Genomic DNA, 17904 nt, shown 5'->3' on the forward strand with positions numbered 1-17904 from the left:
GCGTGGGCCGGGGCGGGCGCGTCGGCCGCCGGAGCGGCGGCGGCGGCGGGCCGGAGGCGGAAGATCGGGGCGTCGCGGCGCGGGGCCATCGGATCGTTCCCGGGAGCCGGCGCGGGCGCGGGCGGCGCAACGACGGCCGCCGGGGCCGGCTGGCCGCCGCGATCGGCGATGTAGGCCGGGGCGGGAGCCGGAGCCGGAGCGGGAGCCGGTTGGGCGGGCGCCGCCGGAGCGGGCGGCGTCGGCTGCACGGCGGGGGCCGGCTGCGGATGAAGCCAGGCGGAGGCGGGCGTCAGGGTCCGCCGCGCGGCTCCCGGCGCGGGCGTGAGCCCCGGCCGGGCGGCGCCGCCATGCGGAATGACCCGGTTGGGCCGGCGGAGATCGCGGCGGGCCGGCTCGGCGGCCGCCGTCGGCGGCTCCTGCGTCGGGGTCGCCGTCCGGCCGGGCCAGGACAGGTAGCGGAGCCCTGCGTCGGCGCCGGACGCCTGCTGCGCGGACGCCGCGCCGCACAGGGCGAGTCCGCCGGCGAGGGCGGCGGCGGCGGCGATACCGCGGGTCAGACGAGGACGGCGGCGCACGGGCGGCTCCGGCTGGGGATGCTGGACAGCGAAGCCTAGGCGGCCTGAGCTTAACCCGCAGCTAACGGCGGCTCAGGCGAGCCGCGCCCGCACCCGTCTTTCCACAAGCGCGACCAGGCCGTTCAGCGCGAGGCCCATGGCCATCAGGCAGGCGAGGGCGGCGAGCATGTCGGCGGTGCGGAGGCGGTTGCCCGCCTCGAGCAGGCGCCAGGCCAGACCCTGGGTGGCGCCGGAGCCGGAGACGAACTCGGCCACGACGGCGCCGATCACCGCCAGACCGGCGGCGACGCGGACGCCTTCGAGGATGAAGGGAAGCGCCGAGGGAAGCCGCAGGCGCCACAGCCGCTGGTGCGGCGGCGCGCCGTAGAGGTCGAACAGCCGCTCGAGGTCCGGGTCGGCGGACCTGAGGCCGGTGAGGACGCCGGAGAAGATCGGAAAGAAGGCCACGGCCGCCGCCAGGCCGACGACGGCGCGGTCGGGGTGGTCGAGTCCGGCCCAGATCAGCGCCAGCGGCGCGATCGCCACGACAGGGGTGACCTGGACGGCCACCGCGAGCGGGCGGACGGCGCTCTCCGCGAGCCGGTTCATCGATATGGCGAACGCCAGACCGCCGCCGACGAGGGCGGCGACGGCGAGCGCCTGGAGCGCCATCCAGAAAGTCTGCAGCGCCGAGCCCGCGAGGACGGGGGCGCGCTGTAGCAGGGCGAGGGCGACGGCGCTGGGCGGCGGGAGCAGGTAGACGGGAACCTGCAGCGCGCGGCAGGCGGCTTCCCAGCCGGCGAGAAGCAGGACGGCCAGCAGCAGGGGCGGCAGGAGGCGGCTCACGCGGCCTCCGGTCGGGCGGGCATGGCGGCGGCGAGCGCGGCGGTCAGATCCTCGACGGCGCTCCGGAAGCCCGGGTCAGCCCGCCAGCCCTCCGGCCGGGGCAGGACGCCGGGGTGGAGCCGGGCCGCGGCCACGCGACCGGTCGCGGCGTCCAGCACCACGGAGCGACCGGCGAAGTAGGCCGCTTCCTCGACGTCGTGGGTCACGAAGACGATGGACGGGCGGGGCTCGCGCGCCGCCCACAGCCGGTGGAGGTCCTCGATGAGGCGTCGCCGGGTGACGCTGTCGAGCGCCGCGAAGGGCTCGTCGAGGAGCAGGAGGTCGGGCTGGATGACCAGCGCGCGCGCGAGGGACACCCGCATGGCCATGCCGCCGGAGAGCTGACGCGGCCGCGCCGCCAGACGGTCGCCGAGGCCCACCGCGGCGAGGGCCGCCGCGGCGCGGGCGCGGGCCTCGGCGCGGGGCAGGCCCTGCAGCTCCAGCGGAAGGGCGACGTTGGCGCAGGCGCCGGCCCAGGGCATCAGGGTGGGCGCCTGGAAGACGAAGGCGGCGCGCCCCGCGGGCGGCGTGCGGACCTCGCCCTCGGCGGCCGCCTCGAGGCCGGCCAGCAGCCGGAGGGTGGTCGACTTTCCGGCCCCGGAGGCGCCGACGATGGCCAGGATTTCGCCCGGGGCCACGGTCAGGTCGATCGGGCCGATGGAGCCCCCGCCGCCCGGATAGCGAACCACGGCGCCGCGCAGCGCCGCCGTCGCCGCCGCGCCCTGGTCAGCCACGGCCGCGGCCGGGCAGGTACTGGGTGGTGAAGGCCTGCCGCCAGTCGAGGTTCGGCGGATAGACGCCGGCCTCAGAGGTGACCTCGAAGAAGGCCCGCCAGCGCTCCTCGGTCATGGTCCCCAGGCCGTAGAGGGCGGCGTCGCCGCCGTCGACGATGCCGTTCGCCTTGAGCTTCTCGCGGGCCTGGTCGAGCACGTCCTGGGTCATCTCGGGATTGGCCTGGCGGATCAGGGCGTCGGCGGCCTTGCCGTCGCCCTGGATGTAGTCGCGCCACCCTTCGGCGGAGGCGGCGATGAAGCTGCGCAGGGCCCCGGCGTTGTCGCGGGCGAAGGCGTTCGGGGCCAGCACCATGGTGGCGTAGGAAGGGTAGCCCTCGTCCGCCAGCAGGAAGACCTTCGGCTCGAAGCCCGCCACCTTGCGGATCGTATAGGGTTCGGAGGTCAGGTAGCCCTGCTGCACCGCGCGGGGGTCCGCGAGGAAGGGCGCGACGTTGAAGGTGTACTTGCGCACCTGGTCGTCGGTGAAGCCGTAGCGCGCCTTCAGCCAGACCCAGAAGGCGTCGATCGAGGCGTCGGCGAGCAGGATCGGCCGGCCCGCGAGGTCGGCGATGGACTCCAGCGACGGGTCCGGATGGGCGATGAGGACCTGGGGATCCTTCTGGAAGAAGGCCGCGACGGCCTTCACCGGCGCGCCCTCGGCGACCAGGTTCATGGTGATGAAGCTGTTGGAGCCCATGCCGAGCTCGACCGCATTGGACGCGAGCAGCTGGGGCACGTTCACCCCGGGCCCGCCCTGGATGATCTCGACATTCAGGCCACGGCGCTCGTAGGCGCCGGAGGCGAGGGCCTGGTAGAAGCCGCCGTGTTCGGCCTGGGCCCGCCAGTCGGTGGCGAACCGCAGGCGGATGCGGCCGTCGGCGTCCGGCTCGACGGCGGAATCGGCGCAGCCGGCGAGGGCAGCGGCGGTCGCGGCCCCGGCTCCGGCGAGGACGGCGCGGCGATCCAGCGTAAAGGGGCGATTCCCGCGTCGGTCCATGGCCATGGTTTAGGGCGAGGGTCCGGGGAAGGGAAGGGCGCGGGGCGGGTCGCCGTGCGCCGGAATTGAGCGAGGGGACGAAGAGCCCCGGCGAACCGGTTTTCTCCGTCCCCTCGCCAAGTCCGGGTTGGACTTGGCCATTGAGGTTCGGACCCTGGCCTCGGCGTCAGCAGGGCGAACCCCGGTGACGGTCGGCTGTATCCTGTCGCGCTCCTGGTCTCCGGCGTTCCGCAAGGTCGAAGCCCTGCGCCGTCCTTCGATCCCGATCCGGTTCCCTCGAGGCGTTCTCCGGCCGAAGCCTTCGAAAGCCCGTCGGGCCTTGATCCTGCCCCCCGCACGTTAAGGTCGTAGACCCCCCGTAGCATCGGGTCAGAGAGCCGGGCCGGTTCGCCTTGAGCCCCGGGTCTCCCCGGTTTTCCGCGCCGCCGTGTCCCTCGGCCCGTTGACGTTCCGACGAAAGCCGCTATGAGGCAAGCGCCCCGGAATGGCCGGCTGTGAGGAATCGCCGCCGCTCCGGTGGATAATCCTGTGCATTTCTGTGGGCGATCGCTGTTCCGTGTTCCGGATCAGCGGCTTGAGTTTTCCACAGAAACAGCCCCGGCGCGCCGGCCGAGGCTGTCAGCCGGCAAGGGCCGCCTTCTTTTCCTCGAGTTCGAGCCATTCCAGCTCCGCCGCCTCCAGCGCCGCGCGGGCCTCGGCGGCGCCGCTCATGGCGCGCTGGAAGGCGGCGGGATCGCGCGCGTAGAGGTCGGGATCGGCCAGGGCGGCGTCGAAGGCTTCGATCCGGCCGGGCAGGGTCTCCATCAGCCCCTCCAGCTCCTCAAGACGCCGGGCGTCCTTGTAGGACAGCTTGGCGGCCGCCTTGCGCGGCGCGGGCGTCGCGGGCGCGTCGGGGGAGGGTCCGGACTTCGGGGAGTCCGCGCCGCCGGTCGGCGGGGGCGAGAGGAAGCCGGGGTTCTGGCGGATGAAGTCGGTCCAGCCTCCGGGCGTCTCAACGATGTCGCCCTGTCCGTTGAGGGCGATGGTGGAGGTGGCGAGCCGGTCGACGAAGTCGCGGTCGTGGCTGACCAGGATCAGGGTGCCGTCGTAGCTTTCGAGCAGCTCCTCGAGCTTGTCGAGGGTGTCCATGTCGAGGTCGTTGGTGGGCTCGTCGAGCACCAGCAGGTTGGCCGGCCTGGCGAGGGCCCGGGCCAGCAGCAGACGGTTGCGCTCGCCGCCCGAAAGGGTGGAGATCGGCTGCTTCAGCTGGCTTTCCTGGAACAGGAAGTCCTTCGCATAGGCGGCGACGTGCATGGAGCGGCCGCGCACGAGGATGGAGTCGCCGCCGCCGGGCGTCAGCGCGTCCCACAGGCTCATGTCGGACCTCAGCCCCTCGCGGGACTGGTCGAGGTAGACGGGCTCCAGGTTGGCGCCGAGGCGAACGGAGCCGGCGTCGGGCTCGAGCTCGCCGAGCAGGATCTTCACCAGGGTGGTCTTGCCGGCCCCGTTGGGGCCGACGATGGCGAGGCGGTCGCCGCGGATCACCCGGGTGGTGAAGGGCTTGATGACCGTGCGCTCGCCGAACGCCTTCGACACGCCCTTCACGTCGGCGACCAGCTTGCCGGAGGCGGCGCCGGAGTCGACGCCGAGGTTCAGCTCGCGCGGCAGGTCGCGCACCCGCTCGGCCCGCTCGGCGCGCAGGGCCTGGAGGGCGCGGGCGCGGCCCTCGTTGCGGGTTCGCTGGGCGGTGATGGAGCGGTAGAAGGTGTAGGTCTCGGCCTCGATCTTCTTCGTCAGACGCCGGAGGGACTCGGCCTCCTCCTCCATGACCTTGGCCGACCATTCGTCGAAGGCCGCGAAGCTCTTGTCGAGGGTGCGGACGCGCCGGCCCTCGAGCCAGTGGACGACCTGGGTGACGCGGTTGAGGAAGGCGCGGTCGTGGCTGACCAGCAGGACGGCGAAGCGGGCGGACAGCAGCTCCGCCTCCAGCTTCTCGATCGCGAGAATGTCGAGGTGGTTGGTGGGCTCGTCCAGCAGCAGGAGATCCGGCTCCTCCGCGAACGCCCTGGCGAGGGCGGCGCGGCGGATCTCGCCGCCGGAGAGGTTCACGGCCGGCTTGGCGGGGTCGAGCCCGAAGGTGGTCAGCCAGGCTTCGGCGGTCCAGCGCTCGGCGTCGCCGGAGGCGGCGTAGTCGAGCAGGGTCTCGCCGGTGATCACCGGCTCCTGGGGCACATAGGCGAAGCGGGTCCCCGCCTGGACCGAACGGTCGCCCGCGTCGGCGTCGATCAGACCCATGACCAGCTTCATCAGGGTCGACTTGCCGGCGCCGTTGCGGCCGACCAGGGCGGCGCGGCTGCGCGGCTCGATGGCCATGTCGACGCCCTCGAAGAGGGGCCGGGGGCCGTCCTGCAGGCGGATGTCCTTGAGGGCGACGAGGGGCGGGCGCGCAGCCATGGGTGCTTTCGGCCGGGAGGAAGGGTATGGGGAGGGCGTGGATGTAGAGCGTAGAGACCCCGGGTCCAAGCCCTTCTGGGAAACCCGCAGGCTGGACCAGATGACCCGCGAGCAGTGGGAGAGCCTGTGCGACGGGTGCGGCCTGTGCTGTCTGGTCCGGTTCGAGGACGAGGACAGCGGCGAGGTCATCCCCACGCGGGTGCACTGCAAGCTGTTCGATCCGGTGCGCTGCACCTGTTCGGACTACGCCAACCGGCGCGAGCACGTGCCCGACTGCATCAAGCTGACGCCGTGGAACATCGAGGCGCTGGAGTGGATGCCGAAGTCGTGCGCCTACCGCCGCATCCACGAGGGACGGCCGCTGGCCAGCTGGCATCCGCTGGTGTCGGGGAGCCGCGAGACGGTGCACGCCGCCGGCGTGTCGGTGCGCGGCCAGACCGTATCGGAAACGGCGCTGCGGGAGCCGGAGGACGCGCTGGACTTCGAGGCGCCCGAATGGAAGGCGGAGCGTGGCCGCGAAGATTAACTTCCGGCCGTGCTCCCGGGAGCAAGCCGCCGGAATACAGGCGCTTGTGAAAAACGATCCGCAGACGTCCACGCTCTGACGCTGGCGCCGCATAGTTGCGCCATGGCCCCGGAAAGGGGTCGGGCGCCGCGGGTGACGGGCCGGGCGCCGGGGACTCTTCCCGGAGGCGAGCATGTGGGACTGGCGACGGCCGTTCGGCCGGCGGCGCATCGCTGCGCCCGAAAGCAAGGACAGCCGGACCGGCCCGCTGGTGGCCTTCACGAGCGCCGGGCGGCCGCGGTGGACGCCCCGCGACTATACGACCCTCGCCACCGAGGGGTTCGGGCGCAATGCGGTCGCCTATCGCTGCATCCGCATGATCGCCGAGGCGGCCGCGGCGACGCCGCTGGCGGTGTTCGTCGACGGCGCCCGCACCGATGACCATCCGCTGGCGCGTCTGCTGACGCGGCCGAACCCGGAGCAGGGCGGGGTGGAGTTCCTCGAGGCGGTCTATGGCGCGCTGCAGACCGCGGGCAACGCCTATGTGGAGGCGGCCGGAGAGGCCGAGCCGGACGAGCTGTGGGCGCTGCGGCCCGACCGGATGCAGGTGGTCCCCGGACGCAGCGGCTGGCCGGAGGCCTATGTCTATTCCGTGGACGGGCGCTCGGTGCGGATCGGCCGCGCCGCCGACGGCTGGCTGCCGCTGCTGCACCTGAAGCTGTTTCACCCGACGGACGACCACTACGGCTTCTCGCCGCTGGAGGCGGCGGCCTTCGCCATCGACGTGCACAACGCCTCCGGAGCCTGGAACAAGGCGCTGCTGGACAACGCCGCCCGCCCCAGCGGGGCGCTGGTGTACGCCACGCGCGACGGCGAGGGGCTGACCGCGGAGCAGTTCGAGGCGCTGAGGACGCAGGTCGACGCCGTCCACGCCGGCGCGGCCAATGCGGGGCGGCCGATGATCCTCGACGGCGGGCTGGACTGGAAGCCGATGAGCTGGACGCCGGCGGACATGGATTTCATCGCCGGCAAGCACGCCGCGGCCCGGGAGATCGCCCTGGCCTTCGGCGTTCCGCCGCAGCTGCTGGGCATCCCCGGCGACGCCACCTACGCCAACTATCGCGAGGCGAACGTCGCCTTCTGGCGCGGGACGGTGGTGCCGCTGGCGCGCAAGACCGCGGCCGCCCTGACCGGGTGGCTGGGCGGCCGGTTCGAGGGCGTCCGCATCGAGGCCGATCTGGAGGCCCTGCCGGCGCTGCAGCCGGAGCGGGAGGCGCTGTGGGCGCGGCTGAACGCCGCCAGCTTCCTGTCCGAGGACGAGCGGCGCCGGCTGGCCGGGGTGGAGGGCTGAGATGGAGCGGCCGATGATTCCGGCGGCGCTGGCCGCCGTGCTGGCGGCGCAGACGCTGACGGGCCTGGTGTGGGCCGGCGGCGCCGCAGCGCGGATCGCGGCGCTGGAGGAGCGGATCGGCGAGCAGCGGCTGGTGGCCGAACGGCTCGCCCGGCTCGAGGCGCAGGGCGAGGCCGCCCGAGCGGCGATGGCGCGGATCGAACGGCGACTGGAGGAGGGGCGGTGAGCGGCGGCGGCGAGCTGCCGATCGTCGGCTACGCCTCGCTGTGGGGCGTGGCCGACCTGAACCGCGACGTGGCCGCGCGGGGCGCCTTCGCGGCGGCCCTGCAGCGGACCGGCGCCGGCGGGGTGCGGATGCTGCACCAGCACGACAGCGGCGCGGTAGTGGGGGTCTGGGACGAGATCCGGGAGGACGGCCGGGGCCTGCGCGTGCGGGGGCGCATCGCGGACTGGTCGGCCGGGGCGCGGTTCGCCGGAGCGCTGGCGCGCGCGGGCGCGCTGGACGGGCTGTCGATCGGCTTCCGGACCGTGCGGGCGCGGCGCGCCGGGCCCCTGCGGGTGCTGGTCGAGGTCGACCTGTGGGAGGTGTCGCTGGTGACCTTCCCGATGCTGCCGGGCGCGCGGTTCACCGTCGACGCGCCTGACGAGGAGACGCCGGGGCGCGCGGGTCTGCCCCGGAGCCTGACCGCCGCCGGCGGTTCCTGACAAGCGGAGACACCATGAAAGAGACCAAACAGGCCCCGGCCACGCCGGAGGCGCGCGCCGCGCTGCACGAGATGATGGCCGCCTTCGAGGCCTTCAAGGGCGCCAATGACGCGCGGCTGGAGGAGATCGAGCGCAAGGCGTCGGCGGATGCGCTGCTGGAGGAGAAGGTGGCGCGCATCGACAGGGCGGTGGCGGCCGCCCAGGCGCGGCTGGACCGGGTGGCCAGCGAGGCGCGGCGGCCCGGGCTCGGCGCCGCCGACGCGGCCTCGGCGGCGCCGGACGAGACGAAGGCGGCCTTCGACAGCTACCTGCGCACCGGCGTCGGGCTGGAGCTGAAGGCGGGGCTGTCGACCGCGCCCAATTCGGGCGGTTACGTCACGCCCGAGCAGACCGAGCGGGCCATCGAGCGCCGGCTGATGGCGGGGTCGCCGATGCGGGAGATCTCGACGGTGCGCACGATCGCCGCCGGGGTGTTCCGCAAGCCGGTGTCGATCGCCGGCGTGGGCTCGGGCTGGGTGGCGGAGACCGCCGCCCGTCCGGAGACCGACCCCGCCACCCTGGCGCTGCTGGAGTTCCCCTCGGCGGATCTCTACGCCTGCCCGGCGGCGACCCAGACCCTGCTCGACGACGCCCTCGTCGACCTCGACGAGTGGCTGGCGGCCGAGGTGGAGGACGCCTTCGCCGCCCAGGAGACGGAGGCCTTCGTCAACGGCGACGGCGCGCACAAGCCGCGCGGCTTCCTCGACTACGACCTGGTGGAGGACGGCGGCCAGACGTGGGGCGAGATCGGCTACGTCGCCTCCGGCGCGCCGGGGGCCTTCCCCGGCGAGGCGCCGACCGACCGGCTGATCGACCTGGTCTATGCGCCGAAGGCGCGCTACCGGCCCAACGCCCGCTTCGTGATGAACCGGCGCACGGTTTCCGCCGTGCGCAAGTTCAAGGACGCGGACGGCAACTACATCTGGCAGCCGGCCCAGCGCGCCGGGGACACCGCGAGCCTGCTGGGCTATCCGGTCACCGAGATCGAGACCATGCCCGACATCGCCGCGGACACGCCGGCGATCGCCTTCGGCGACTTCCGCCGCGGCTATCTGATCGTGGACCGCGCCGGCGTGCGGGTGCTGCGCGACCCCTACTCCGCCAAGCCCTATGTGCTGTTCTACACGACCCGTCGCGTCGGCGGCGGGGTGCAGGACTTCGATGCGCTGAAGGTGATGAAGTTCGCGGCCAGCTGAGGCCGCGGCCGGCGGCAGGCGACGCGGCGGAAGGATGCCCCGCCGTCCCGCGCCTTCCGCCCCCTCACATGCGAGGTGGTTCCGATGACCGCACCGGTGACGCTCGCCGAGGCGAGACTGTTCCTGCGCGTCGAGCACGACGCGGAGGACGCGCTGATCCAGACGCTGATCGATGCGGCCAAGGCGCGGATCGAGGGGGAGGTCGGGGCGACGCTGGACGGCGCCTCGCCGGCGCCCCTGCGGCTGGCGGTGCTGATGCTGGTGCTGCGGGCCTATGAGCGCGAGGAGCGCGAGATGCCGATCCGGCCGGTCGAGGCCTGGATCGCGCCCTACCGGCCGGTGCGGCTGTGAGGACGCTGGCCGAGCTGCTGGAGCCGCTCGAGGCGGAGACGCCCTGGGGCGGGCGCAGCGTCTCCTACGAGCCGCTGGGCTGGGCCTGGCTCAGGCTGGGGCCGCGGCGGCGGCGCGAGCGGATCGAGGGCGGCGCGCAGGAGACCATCGAGGCGGTGACCGCGGAGACCCGCGCCGACGTCCGGCTGGAGGACGGGCGGGTGCTGCGCTTCGGCGGGGCGGACTGGCGCATCCGCGCGACCGAGACCGTCGGCGGCCGGGCGATCCTGGGCCTGGAGCGGGCGCGATGAGCCACGAACTGGCGCTGCAGAAGGCGTTGATCGCGCGGTTGCGCGCGGACCCCGGGGTCTCGGCCCTGCTGGGCGACCGCGTCTGGGATGCGGCGCCCGGCAGCCCCGGGCATCCGCATCTGGTGATCGCCCGCAGCGAATGCCGGCCGGCTCCGGACGGCGGCGGTTTCGAACACGTCCTCACCCTGAGGGCGGTGTCGCGGTTCCAGGGGACCGAGGAGGCCAAGGCGGTGGTCGCGGCGGTGCGGGCCTGTCTGTCCGGAGCGGTCCTGACGGCGGACGGGGTGCGCACGGTCGACGTGGGTGTGCGGTTCGCCGATGTCTGGCCCTCCCCGTCCGGGCGCCGCGTCCATGCGGTGATGCGGGTGCGCGCCGCGACCGAGAGCATCTGACGGAGGCGAGCATGGCGGCGCAGCGGGGCAGGGACATCCTGCTGAAGATCGAGGACACGCCGGGGACCTATGTGACCGTGGCGGGGCTGCGGGCGCGGACGATCGCGCTGAACGCGCGGACGGTCGACGCCACGGACGGCGACAGCGCCGGGCGATGGCGCGAGCTTCTGGCGGGGGCCGGGGTGAAGTCGGCGGCGGTGAGCGGGCAGGGGGTGTTCCGCGACGCGGCGTCGGACGCGCTGATCCGCGAGGCGTTCTTCGACCAGGCGGCGCGGCGCTGGCGGCTGATCCTGCCGGACTTCGGGCAGCTGGAGGGGCCGTTCCTGGTCGCGGCGCTGGAATACGCCGGCGAGCATGAGGGCGAGGCGAGCTTCGCCATCAGCCTGGCGAGCGCGGGCGAGGTGTCCTTCGAGGCGCTCGCGTGAACGGGGTCCGCGGGGAGGTGGAGGTCGAGCTGGCCGGGGCGAGGCGACGGCTTTGCGTGACGCTGGGGGCCCTGGCCGAGATCGAGACGGCGCTGGGGCTGGAGGGCGTGGGCGACCTCGCCGACCGGCTGCGCCAGCCCTCGGCGCGGGATCTGGCGGTCGTTCTGGCCGCCCTGCTGCGGGGCGGCGGCGAGGCCGGTCTGGCGGAGGGCGTGGAGGGGGCGGCGATCGATCCGCGCGCGGCCGCGGAGGCGATCGCCACGGCCTTCGCGGCGGCGGGGGGATGAGGACGCCCTGGGCCGGGATGCTGCGCGCGGCGGCTCTCCGCGGGCTGCCGCCCGAGGCGTTCTGGCGGCTCTCCCTGAAGGAGTGGCGCATGCTCTCGGCGCCGCCGGGAGCGGCGGCCCCGATGGCGCGGACCGAGTTCGAACGACTGGCGGAGGCGTGGCCGGATGGATGAGGGGGAGCCGGGCGAGGCGCTGCGGGCGCTGCCGACGCAGGCGGCGGAGGCGGCGGCGGCGCTGGAGGGGCTGAGGGAGCCGGCGGAGCGCGCGGCCGAGGCGATCGAGAGCGCCTTCGGGCGGGCGGGCGAGAGCCTGGCGCGATCGCTGGCGCGCGCGGCGTCGGACGGGGAGCTGTCGCTGGCCGATCTGGCGCGGGCGGTGCTGGCCGCCATGAACGCCGGCGCGGGGGCCAAGGGCGGGCTGTCGGCGGCCATCGCCGGGGCGGTGGGCGGACTGTTCGCCGGCAGCCGCGCCGACGGCGGCGGGGTGGCCGGCGGCGGCAGCTATCTGGTCGGCGAGCGCGGCCCGGAAGTGTTCCGGCCGCTGGCCCCCGGCTCGGTCGAGCCGGTGACGCCCGGCGGGGCGGTGACGGTGAATGTCTCCGTCGACGGCGGCGTCCCGGCTCTGCTGCGGTCCGAGGCCCAGATCGCCCAGATGCTGGCGCGCGCCGTCAGACTGGGCGCGCGCCGGCTGTAGCGGTCAGAAGCCCTTGGGGTTCGGGCCGAAGCGGTTGTCGCCCCGCTGGCTGTCGGTGAGGCCGATCCAGAGCAGGAAGCCGAGGCCGACGAGGGCCATGAGCGCGAACAGGCCGAACGCCGGGCCGATCAGCGCGAGGATGGCGGCGGGGTCCTCGTTCTCGAGGGCCGAGGCGTTCATGATGGCGCTGAAGCCCATCATGCTGAAGGCGACGATCGTCCCCACGATCCCCACCGCCCACGGGATCGCGGCCAGCCAGCCGGTGTGACCCATGTCGTGAAGCCGCTTCACGGTGATCGCCAGGTTCGGCCAGATCAGGGCGATCGAAATGACCGCGCCGATGAACGGGAGCCAGCCCGCCACCACGCCGGCGCCGAGGCAGACGAGCCACCCAATCCAGAAGTGGGACCGGCGGATGCGGCCCTCGAACGAGAAGAACAGGTGCTTCCAGTCGAACGCCTGGATCTGAGTCGACGGTTCCGTGGTCATGCGGCCCTCCCTGACGCGCGCGAAGCAGGGAGGATGGACGAACGACGGTCAATGGACAAGCGACGAGCAGCCAGGTCGGAGGAGACAGCGCATGGGCTTCCATGAGGTCAGGCTGCCGGCGCGGCTGGCGTTCGGCTCCACGGGCGGGGTGGAACGGCGGACGGAGATCGTCACCCTCGCCTCCGGCCATGAGCGGCGGTCCACCCCGTGGTCGGCGGGACGGCGGCGCTACCTGATCGGGGCGAGCCTGCGCTCCCTCGACGACATGGCGGCGCTGACCGCCTTCTTCGAGGCGCGTCGCGGCCGCCTCTACGGCTTCCGCTTCCGGGACTTCGCCGACTTCCGGTCGTGTGCGCCGGGGGCGACGCCCCGGCCGACCGACCAGCCGCTGGGCGAGGGGGACGGCGCGCGCACCCTCTTCCAGCTCGTGAAGCGCTACGGCGAGGCGGACGGCTTCGAGCGACGCATCGACAAGCCGGTGTCGGGGACGGTGCGGGTCGCGGTCGGCGGGGTGGAGACCGCGGCGTTCGACCTCGATCCGGTCGCCGGGCAGGTGACGCTGGAGGAGCCGCCTCCGGCGGGGGCGGTGGTGACGGCGGGCTTCGAGTTCGACGTCCCGGTGCGGTTCGACTCCGACCGCATCGAGGTGACGCTGGAGAGTTTCGGGGCGGGGCGGATGGCGGCCGTGCCGCTGATCGAGGTCCGGGTGTGAGATGCGCGAGATTCCGGGAGAGCTGGCCGCCCGCCTCGAGAGCGGCGCGGCGATGCTGTGCCACGCCTGGATCCTGACGCGTCGGGATGGCGTCGTGCTGGGGTTCACCGACCACGACCGCGACCTGCCGGTGGGCGACGTGGTCTGTCGCGCCGCGAGCGGCTGGACTGCCGGCGCGCTGGAGGGCGAGGCCGGCGGGCCGTGCGGGTCCCTGACCGTCGCCGGCGGCCTCGACGACGAGGCGATCCGCGAGACGGACGTCGAAGCCGGGCTGTACGACGATGCGGTCGTCGAGCTGTGGCGGGTGGACTGGGCGCGGCCCGATCTGCGGGTGCGCCTGCAGAGGGCGAGGCTGAGCCGCATCCGGCGGCAGGACGGCGGCTTCGTCGCGGAGCTCGAGGGGCCGCTGGCGGCGCTGGAACGGGTGGTCGGCCGCACCTGCGGACGCGGCTGCGACGCCGTGCTGGGCGACGCCCGCTGCCGGGTGGACACGGCGGCCTTCCCCGGCCTCGCCTGCGACGGTCGATGGGAGACCTGCACCGCCGTCTTCGCCAACGGCGTCAACTTCCAGGGCTTTCCGGACGCGCCGGGCGACGACTTCCTGACGGCGACGCCGGCGCCGGGCGGGCGGCACGACGGCGGGAGCCGGCGATGAGGACGCGGGCGCTGAGCGCCGCGCGCGGCTGGATCGGCACCCCCTACCGGCATCAGGCGAGCGTGAAGGGGGAGGGGGCGGACTGCCTCGGCCTGGTCCGCGGCGTCTGGCGCGAGGTGATCGGGCCGGAGCCCGAGGCGCCGCCGCCCTACACCCCCGACTGGGCGGAGACCGGCGGGGCCGAGACCCTGTGGGCGGCGGCGCGACGGTGGCTGACCGAGATCCCGGTCGCCCGCGCGGAGGTCGGCGACGTGCTGCTGTTTCGCATGGCGCCGGGCTGTCCGGCGAAGCACTGCGCCATCCTCAGCGCGAAGGGCAGCGAGGGGGCGAGCCGGATGATCCACGCCTACTGGGCGCGGTCCGTGGTCGAGAGCTGGATGGGCGACTGGTGGCGGCGTCGTCTCGTCGCGGCCTTCTCCTGGCCTGCGCCGCCGACGGGAGAGATCTGATGGCGCAGATGATCCTGGGCGCGGCGGGCGGCGCCCTCGGCGGGCCGGTCGGGGCGACCTTCGGCAGCCTTGCGGGCCGCCTGCTGGACGGCGCCGCCATCGCCCGGCTGGAGCCGCCGCGGCAGCGTGGGCCGCGCCTGCAGGGGCTGCAGGTGCAGGGGGCCGCGGAGGGCGCGCCGCTGCCGTGCGTGTTCGGCCGGGCGCGGGTGACGGGGCAGGTGATCTGGGCCGCCCGCTTCCTCGAAAGCCGGCGCACCTCGTCCGGCGGCAAGGGCGGCCCGCGCACGGTCGAGTACGGCTACACGCTCAGCTTCGCCGTGGCCCTGTGCGAGGGCGAGATCGACGGCGTGGGCCGGGTCTGGGCCGACGGACAGCCGATGGACCTGAGCGGGGTGACGATGCGGGTGCACCGCGGCGGACCCGAGCAGGCGCCGGATCCGCTGATCGAGGCGGTCGAGGGCCAGGCTCCGGCCTATCGCGGCGTCGCCTATGCGGTGTTCGAGGACCTGCCGATCGGAACCTACGGCAACCGGGCGCCGCAGCTGGCTTTCGAAGTGTTCCGGCGGCCGCGGGGAAGCACGCCGCGCCTGGAGGACCGGCTGGAGGGGGTGTGCCTGATCCCCGGCGCGGGCGAGTTCGTGCTGGCCACGACGCCCGTCCTGCGGCGGGAGGGGCTGACCCGGACCGCGGCCGAGAACCTGCACAGCGGCGAGGGGCGGACCGATCTCGCCGCCTCGCTCGACCAGCTGCAGGCGCAGTGCCCGAACCTCCGGCGGGTGAGCCTCGTGGTCGGCTGGTTCGGGACGGATCTCCGCGCCGGCCATCTCGTCGTCCGGCCGGGGGTGGAGCGGCGCGACAAGCCGACGGAGCCGCTGGCCTGGTCGGTGGCGGGGCTCAACCGGCAGACGGCGCACCTGATCTCCAGCAGCGGCGGCGGTCCGGCCTACGGGGGGACCCCGTCGGACGACACCGTCCGGCAGGCGGTGGCGGAGCTGAAGTCGCGGGGTCTGGAGGTCACCCTCTACCCCTTCATCTTCATGGACATCCCGCCGGGCAACGGCCTGCCGGATCCCCGGGGCGACGCGGAGCAGGCGCCCTATCCCTGGCGGGGCCGGATCACCGGGCGGCCGGGGGAGTTCGCCGCCGGAGACGTGGCGGCGGCGTTCGGAGGCGCGGACGGCTGGGGGCTGCGGCGCATGGCGCTGCACCATGCGCGCCTCGCCGCCGAGACCGGCGCCGACGGCCTGCTGATCGGCTCCGAGATGCGCGGCCTGACCCTGACCCGCGACGCCGCCGGCGGCTTCCCGGCGGTCGAGGCCTATCGCGCCCTGGCGGCGGAGTGCCGGTCCGTGGCCGGTCCGGGCGTGCGCCTGTCGTACGCCGCCGACTGGTCGGAATACGCCGGCGACCGCAGCGGCGGCGAGGTGCTGTTTCACCTGGATCCGCTGTGGGCCGATCCGGCGATCGATTACGTGGGCGTCGACTGGTATCCGCCGCTGGGCGACTGGCGAGGCGGCGACGGCGGCCTCGACGCCGCGGCCTTCTCCGGCCCGGACGACCCCGCCTACCTCGCCGCCCAGGTCGCCGGCGGCGAGGGCTTCGACTGGTGGTACGCCTCGGACGCCGATCGGGCCGCCCAGACCCGGACGCCGATCGTGGACGCCGCGCACGGCGAGGACTGGATCTACCGCGTCAAGGACCTCGAGGGATGGTGGAGCCACGCCCACCACGACCGGCCGGGCGGACTGCGCCGGGCGCAGCCGACGGCCTGGCAGCCCGGGATGAAGCCGATCCGGCTGACGGAGTTCGGCTGCGCCGCCGTCGACCGCGGCGCCAATGCGCCCAACCTGTTCCAGGATCCGAAGAGCGCCGAAAGCGCCCTGCCGCCGCACTCCGGCGGCGCCCGCGACGACCGCCTGCAGCGGCGCGCGCTGGAGGCGGTGCTGGCGCACTTCGCCGGGGCCAATCCGGTCTCCCCCGTCTACGGCGGGCCCATGCTGGAGGGGCTCGACGCATGGTGCTGGGACGCGCGGCCGTGGCCCGCCTTTCCGGGGCGCGCCGACGTCTGGGCCGACGCGGCGGCGTGGCGGACCGGGCACTGGCTGAACGGGCGGCTGTCGGGGGAGACGAGCGACCTCGTCGCCGCCCTGCTCCGCCGGGGCGGGCTGCCCGAGGACGGCTTCGAGGTGGAGGCCGCGCCGGAGGGCGTGGCGGGCTATGTCCTCGACCGGCCCATGACGACCCGGGACGCCCTCGGCCCGCTGGCGGCGGCCCTGGGTCTGACCGTCTGCGAACGCGGGGGGCGGGTGTCGGTGCGCGGTCCCGGCCCCGCGGAGGCGACCCTGCAGCCGGCGAGGCTGGCGATCGAAGACGAGGGCTCGGGGGTCGCGGCCGAGCGCGCGCTGGAGCCGCCGCCGCACGCGGTGCGGGTGCGCTTCATCGACGGCGCGGCGGACTACCGCACCGGCGCCGTGACGGCGCGGCGCGAGGGCGGCGGGGGCGGGGTCGATCTCGATCTGCCGGCGGTGTGCGGGGAGGGGCTGGCCCGGACCGCCGCCGAGCGCGCCCTGTACGACGGCGGCCCCGAGCGGCTCATCATCCGGCCGGGACCGGTCGAGGCGCTCCGGCTGGAGCCCGGCGACGTGGTGGCGGTCGAAGGACGCAGCGGCGCCTGGCGGGTGGCGCGCCTCGACGCCGCCGGGTCGGTCACGGCGACGCTCGAGCCGGCCGCGCCCGTGCGTCCCCCGGCGGAAGAGCCCGCGCCGGCGCCGCCCGAGCCGGTGATCGTCGTCGGCCCGCCGTTCTTTCGGCTGATCGACGCGCCGCCGCTGCCGGGCGCGGAGACCGACGACCGCCCGCTGGCGGTGGTCGCCGCCGAGCCGTGGCGGCCGATGCGGATCCTGGCCGGCCCGGGCCCCGACTCCCTGTCGCCGCGCGGGGAAGTGGCGACGCCGGCGGCGGTCGGCGTTCTGACCGCCCCCCTTGCGGCCGGGCCGAGGCATCGGTGGGACGAGGTCGCCGTGCTGGAGGTCCGGGTCGAGGGGCCGGCGCCGCAGAGCCGGTCCGCGGCCGGAGTGTTCGCCGGCGGGAACGCCGTGCTCGTGGAGTCGGCCGAGGACGAGTGGGAGCTGCTGCAGTTCCGGCAGGCCACGCTCGTGGGCGGCGAGACCTGGCGGCTGACGGGGCTGCTGCGCGGCCAGCAGGGCGGCGCCGCCGCGGCCGCCCCGGCCGGGGCGACCTGCGTGTTTCTCGACGCCGCGCCGCCGCGCGCCGACCTCGGCCCGGCCGAGCGGGGCCTGCCGCTGATCTGGCGCGCCGGGCCGGCGGGCGCCGTCGCCGGCGGGCCCGGGCCGGCCGAGCGGCGCTGGACCGCCCGCGGCCTGGCGGCGCGCCCCTGGAGCCCGGCGCATGTGCGGGCGGTTCTCCAGCCGGACGGGGGCTACGCCGTGGGCTGGATCCCGCGGTCGCCGGTCGACGGGGATCGCTGGGACGGCGCGACCGGGGCGGACGCCCCCGGCCGCTTCCGCGTGCGGGTGCTGGACGGATCGACCGAGGTGCGGACGCTGGAGGTCAACCAGGCCGCGGCCGTCTACCCCGCCGCCAACCTCATCGCCGACTTTCCCGCCGGCGTCCCGGAGCTCCGCTTCGCCGTCAGCGCATGGGGCGACGCGTGGGGCTGGGGGGCGGAAACCGTCGCCCGTCCCGGGTGAGCCGCCCCGGCGC

General features: G+C 74.9%; 21 protein-coding genes and 1 pseudogene. 16 read left to right on the top strand and 6 right to left on the bottom strand.

The genetic code is table 11. The features are described 5' to 3' along the window. From H2038_RS09715 to H2038_RS09735, 5 genes and pseudogenes are all read right to left on the bottom strand, one after another. Positions 1 to 575, bottom strand: a pseudogene (locus H2038_RS09715) (hypothetical protein); the annotation flags it as partial. 72 nt (positions 576 to 647) lie between these two features. Then, entirely contained in the window at positions 648 to 1400 is a 753-nt protein-coding gene (locus H2038_RS09720; protein ID WP_292112286.1) for an ABC transporter permease, read from the bottom strand. Next, positions 1397 to 2173 (bottom strand): ATP-binding cassette domain-containing protein, encoded by a 777-nt coding sequence (locus H2038_RS09725; protein ID WP_292112289.1) that lies wholly within the window; start codon positions 2171 to 2173, stop codon positions 1397 to 1399. The genes H2038_RS09720 and H2038_RS09725 overlap by 4 nt, the downstream gene beginning before the upstream one ends. Then, the gene (locus H2038_RS09730) at positions 2166 to 3209 is read right to left on the bottom strand and encodes an ABC transporter substrate-binding protein (protein WP_292112291.1); all 1044 of its coding nucleotides are present in this window, start codon (positions 3207 to 3209) and stop codon (positions 2166 to 2168) included. Before H2038_RS09730 ends, H2038_RS09725 begins: the two co-directional genes overlap by 8 nt. A 618-nt stretch (positions 3210 to 3827) precedes the next feature. Then, on the bottom strand, positions 3828 to 5642 hold the full coding sequence (locus H2038_RS09735) for an ABC-F family ATP-binding cassette domain-containing protein (RefSeq protein ID WP_292112294.1): 1815 nt from the start codon (positions 5640 to 5642) through the stop codon (positions 3828 to 3830). Between the two features lie 37 nt (positions 5643 to 5679). Here H2038_RS09735 and H2038_RS09740 point away from each other — a divergent pair, with 37 nt between their 5' ends. The 12 genes from H2038_RS09740 to H2038_RS09795 all read left to right on the top strand — a co-directional run bounded on the left by H2038_RS09740 (position 5680) and on the right by H2038_RS09795 (position 11876). Beyond that, positions 5680 to 6168, top strand: coding sequence for a YcgN family cysteine cluster protein (locus H2038_RS09740; protein WP_292112508.1), 489 nt, complete (start codon positions 5680 to 5682; stop codon positions 6166 to 6168). A 172-nt stretch (positions 6169 to 6340) separates the two neighbouring features. Then, a complete protein-coding gene (locus H2038_RS09745; protein ID WP_292112297.1) occupies positions 6341 to 7498 on the top strand; it encodes a phage portal protein in 1158 nt (385 codons plus the stop codon). 1 nt (position 7499) lies between these two features. After that, complete coding sequence (locus tag H2038_RS09750) at positions 7500 to 7724, top strand: hypothetical protein (RefSeq protein ID WP_292112301.1); 225 nt, start codon at positions 7500 to 7502, stop codon at positions 7722 to 7724. Continuing rightward, entirely contained in the window at positions 7721 to 8203 is a 483-nt protein-coding gene (locus H2038_RS09755) for an HK97 family phage prohead protease (RefSeq protein ID WP_292112304.1), read from the top strand. The genes H2038_RS09750 and H2038_RS09755 overlap by 4 nt, the downstream gene beginning before the upstream one ends. A 14-nt stretch (positions 8204 to 8217) precedes the next feature. Next, positions 8218 to 9438, top strand: a complete 1221-nt coding sequence (locus H2038_RS09760) for a phage major capsid protein (RefSeq protein WP_292112307.1) — start codon at positions 8218 to 8220, stop codon at positions 9436 to 9438. Positions 9439 to 9522: 84 nt separating this feature from the next. Beyond that, a complete protein-coding gene (locus H2038_RS09765; RefSeq protein WP_292112310.1) occupies positions 9523 to 9789 on the top strand; it encodes a head-tail connector protein in 267 nt (88 codons plus the stop codon). After that, positions 9786 to 10079 carry a phage head-tail adapter protein gene (locus H2038_RS09770; RefSeq protein ID WP_292112313.1) on the top strand — a complete coding sequence of 98 codons (294 nt, stop codon included), beginning with the start codon at positions 9786 to 9788 and terminating at the stop codon, positions 10077 to 10079. Before H2038_RS09765 ends, H2038_RS09770 begins: the two co-directional genes overlap by 4 nt. After that, entirely contained in the window at positions 10076 to 10471 is a 396-nt protein-coding gene (locus tag H2038_RS09775; RefSeq protein ID WP_292112316.1) for a DUF3168 domain-containing protein, read from the top strand. Before H2038_RS09770 ends, H2038_RS09775 begins: the two co-directional genes overlap by 4 nt. Positions 10472 to 10482: 11 nt before the next feature. Further along, positions 10483 to 10896, top strand: a complete 414-nt coding sequence (locus H2038_RS09780; protein WP_292112319.1) for a phage major tail protein, TP901-1 family — start codon at positions 10483 to 10485, stop codon at positions 10894 to 10896. Next, positions 10893 to 11183 carry a GTA-gp10 family protein gene (locus H2038_RS09785; RefSeq protein ID WP_292112322.1) on the top strand — a complete coding sequence of 97 codons (291 nt, stop codon included), beginning with the start codon at positions 10893 to 10895 and terminating at the stop codon, positions 11181 to 11183. The genes H2038_RS09780 and H2038_RS09785 overlap by 4 nt, the downstream gene beginning before the upstream one ends. Further along, positions 11180 to 11356: a phage tail assembly chaperone gene (locus H2038_RS09790; protein WP_292112325.1), complete on the top strand. Its 177-nt coding sequence runs from the start codon at positions 11180 to 11182 to the stop codon at positions 11354 to 11356. Before H2038_RS09785 ends, H2038_RS09790 begins: the two co-directional genes overlap by 4 nt. Continuing rightward, positions 11349 to 11876, top strand: a complete 528-nt coding sequence (locus tag H2038_RS09795; RefSeq protein WP_292112329.1) for a phage tail tape measure C-terminal domain-containing protein — start codon at positions 11349 to 11351, stop codon at positions 11874 to 11876. Before H2038_RS09790 ends, H2038_RS09795 begins: the two co-directional genes overlap by 8 nt. Before the next feature lie 3 nt (positions 11877 to 11879). Here the strand turns inward: H2038_RS09795 and H2038_RS09800 are convergent, their stop codons facing one another. Continuing rightward, a complete protein-coding gene (locus tag H2038_RS09800; RefSeq protein ID WP_292112332.1) occupies positions 11880 to 12365 on the bottom strand; it encodes a DUF805 domain-containing protein in 486 nt (161 codons plus the stop codon). 91 nt (positions 12366 to 12456) lie between these two features. Here H2038_RS09800 and H2038_RS09805 point away from each other — a divergent pair, with 91 nt between their 5' ends. Genes H2038_RS09805 through H2038_RS09820 form a run of 4 tightly spaced genes read left to right on the top strand, consistent with a single transcriptional unit; the run spans position 12457 to position 17891 of the window. Beyond that, on the top strand, positions 12457 to 13077 hold the full coding sequence (locus H2038_RS09805) for a DUF2460 domain-containing protein (RefSeq protein ID WP_292112335.1): 621 nt from the start codon (positions 12457 to 12459) through the stop codon (positions 13075 to 13077). Position 13078: 1 nt separating this feature from the next. After that, positions 13079 to 13732 (top strand): DUF2163 domain-containing protein, encoded by a 654-nt coding sequence (locus H2038_RS09810; protein WP_292112338.1) that lies wholly within the window; start codon positions 13079 to 13081, stop codon positions 13730 to 13732. Further along, a complete protein-coding gene (locus tag H2038_RS09815; RefSeq protein ID WP_292112341.1) occupies positions 13729 to 14181 on the top strand; it encodes an NlpC/P60 family protein in 453 nt (150 codons plus the stop codon). The genes H2038_RS09810 and H2038_RS09815 overlap by 4 nt, the downstream gene beginning before the upstream one ends. Beyond that, complete coding sequence (locus H2038_RS09820; protein WP_292112343.1) at positions 14181 to 17891, top strand: glycoside hydrolase/phage tail family protein; 3711 nt, start codon at positions 14181 to 14183, stop codon at positions 17889 to 17891. The genes H2038_RS09815 and H2038_RS09820 overlap by 1 nt, the downstream gene beginning before the upstream one ends. Positions 17892 to 17904 lie beyond the last annotated feature (13 nt).

Origin of the sequence: Brevundimonas sp. (genome assembly GCF_013912005.1) — a bacterium.
GTDB lineage: Bacteria > Pseudomonadota > Alphaproteobacteria > Caulobacterales > Caulobacteraceae > Brevundimonas.

Coding starts and splice junctions, on each gene's coding strand:
- H2038_RS09775 (WP_292112316.1), top strand. CDS start 10,076: ATGAGCCACGAACTGGCGCTGCAGAAGGCGTTGATCGCGCGGTTGCGC.
- H2038_RS09745 (WP_292112297.1), top strand. CDS start 6,341: ATGTGGGACTGGCGACGGCCGTTCGGCCGGCGGCGCATCGCTGCGCCC.
- H2038_RS09730 (WP_292112291.1), bottom strand. CDS start 3,209: ATGGACCGACGCGGGAATCGCCCCTTTACGCTGGATCGCCGCGCCGTC.
- H2038_RS09820 (WP_292112343.1), top strand. CDS start 14,181: ATGGCGCAGATGATCCTGGGCGCGGCGGGCGGCGCCCTCGGCGGGCCG.
- H2038_RS09760 (WP_292112307.1), top strand. CDS start 8,218: ATGAAAGAGACCAAACAGGCCCCGGCCACGCCGGAGGCGCGCGCCGCG.
- H2038_RS09750 (WP_292112301.1), top strand. CDS start 7,500: ATGGAGCGGCCGATGATTCCGGCGGCGCTGGCCGCCGTGCTGGCGGCG.
- H2038_RS09765 (WP_292112310.1), top strand. CDS start 9,523: ATGACCGCACCGGTGACGCTCGCCGAGGCGAGACTGTTCCTGCGCGTC.
- H2038_RS09800 (WP_292112332.1), bottom strand. CDS start 12,365: ATGACCACGGAACCGTCGACTCAGATCCAGGCGTTCGACTGGAAGCAC.
- H2038_RS09780 (WP_292112319.1), top strand. CDS start 10,483: ATGGCGGCGCAGCGGGGCAGGGACATCCTGCTGAAGATCGAGGACACG.
- H2038_RS09805 (WP_292112335.1), top strand. CDS start 12,457: ATGGGCTTCCATGAGGTCAGGCTGCCGGCGCGGCTGGCGTTCGGCTCC.
- H2038_RS09815 (WP_292112341.1), top strand. CDS start 13,729: ATGAGGACGCGGGCGCTGAGCGCCGCGCGCGGCTGGATCGGCACCCCC.
- H2038_RS09735 (WP_292112294.1), bottom strand. CDS start 5,642: ATGGCTGCGCGCCCGCCCCTCGTCGCCCTCAAGGACATCCGCCTGCAG.
- H2038_RS09810 (WP_292112338.1), top strand. CDS start 13,079: ATGCGCGAGATTCCGGGAGAGCTGGCCGCCCGCCTCGAGAGCGGCGCG.
- H2038_RS09795 (WP_292112329.1), top strand. CDS start 11,349: ATGGATGAGGGGGAGCCGGGCGAGGCGCTGCGGGCGCTGCCGACGCAG.
- H2038_RS09790 (WP_292112325.1), top strand. CDS start 11,180: ATGAGGACGCCCTGGGCCGGGATGCTGCGCGCGGCGGCTCTCCGCGGG.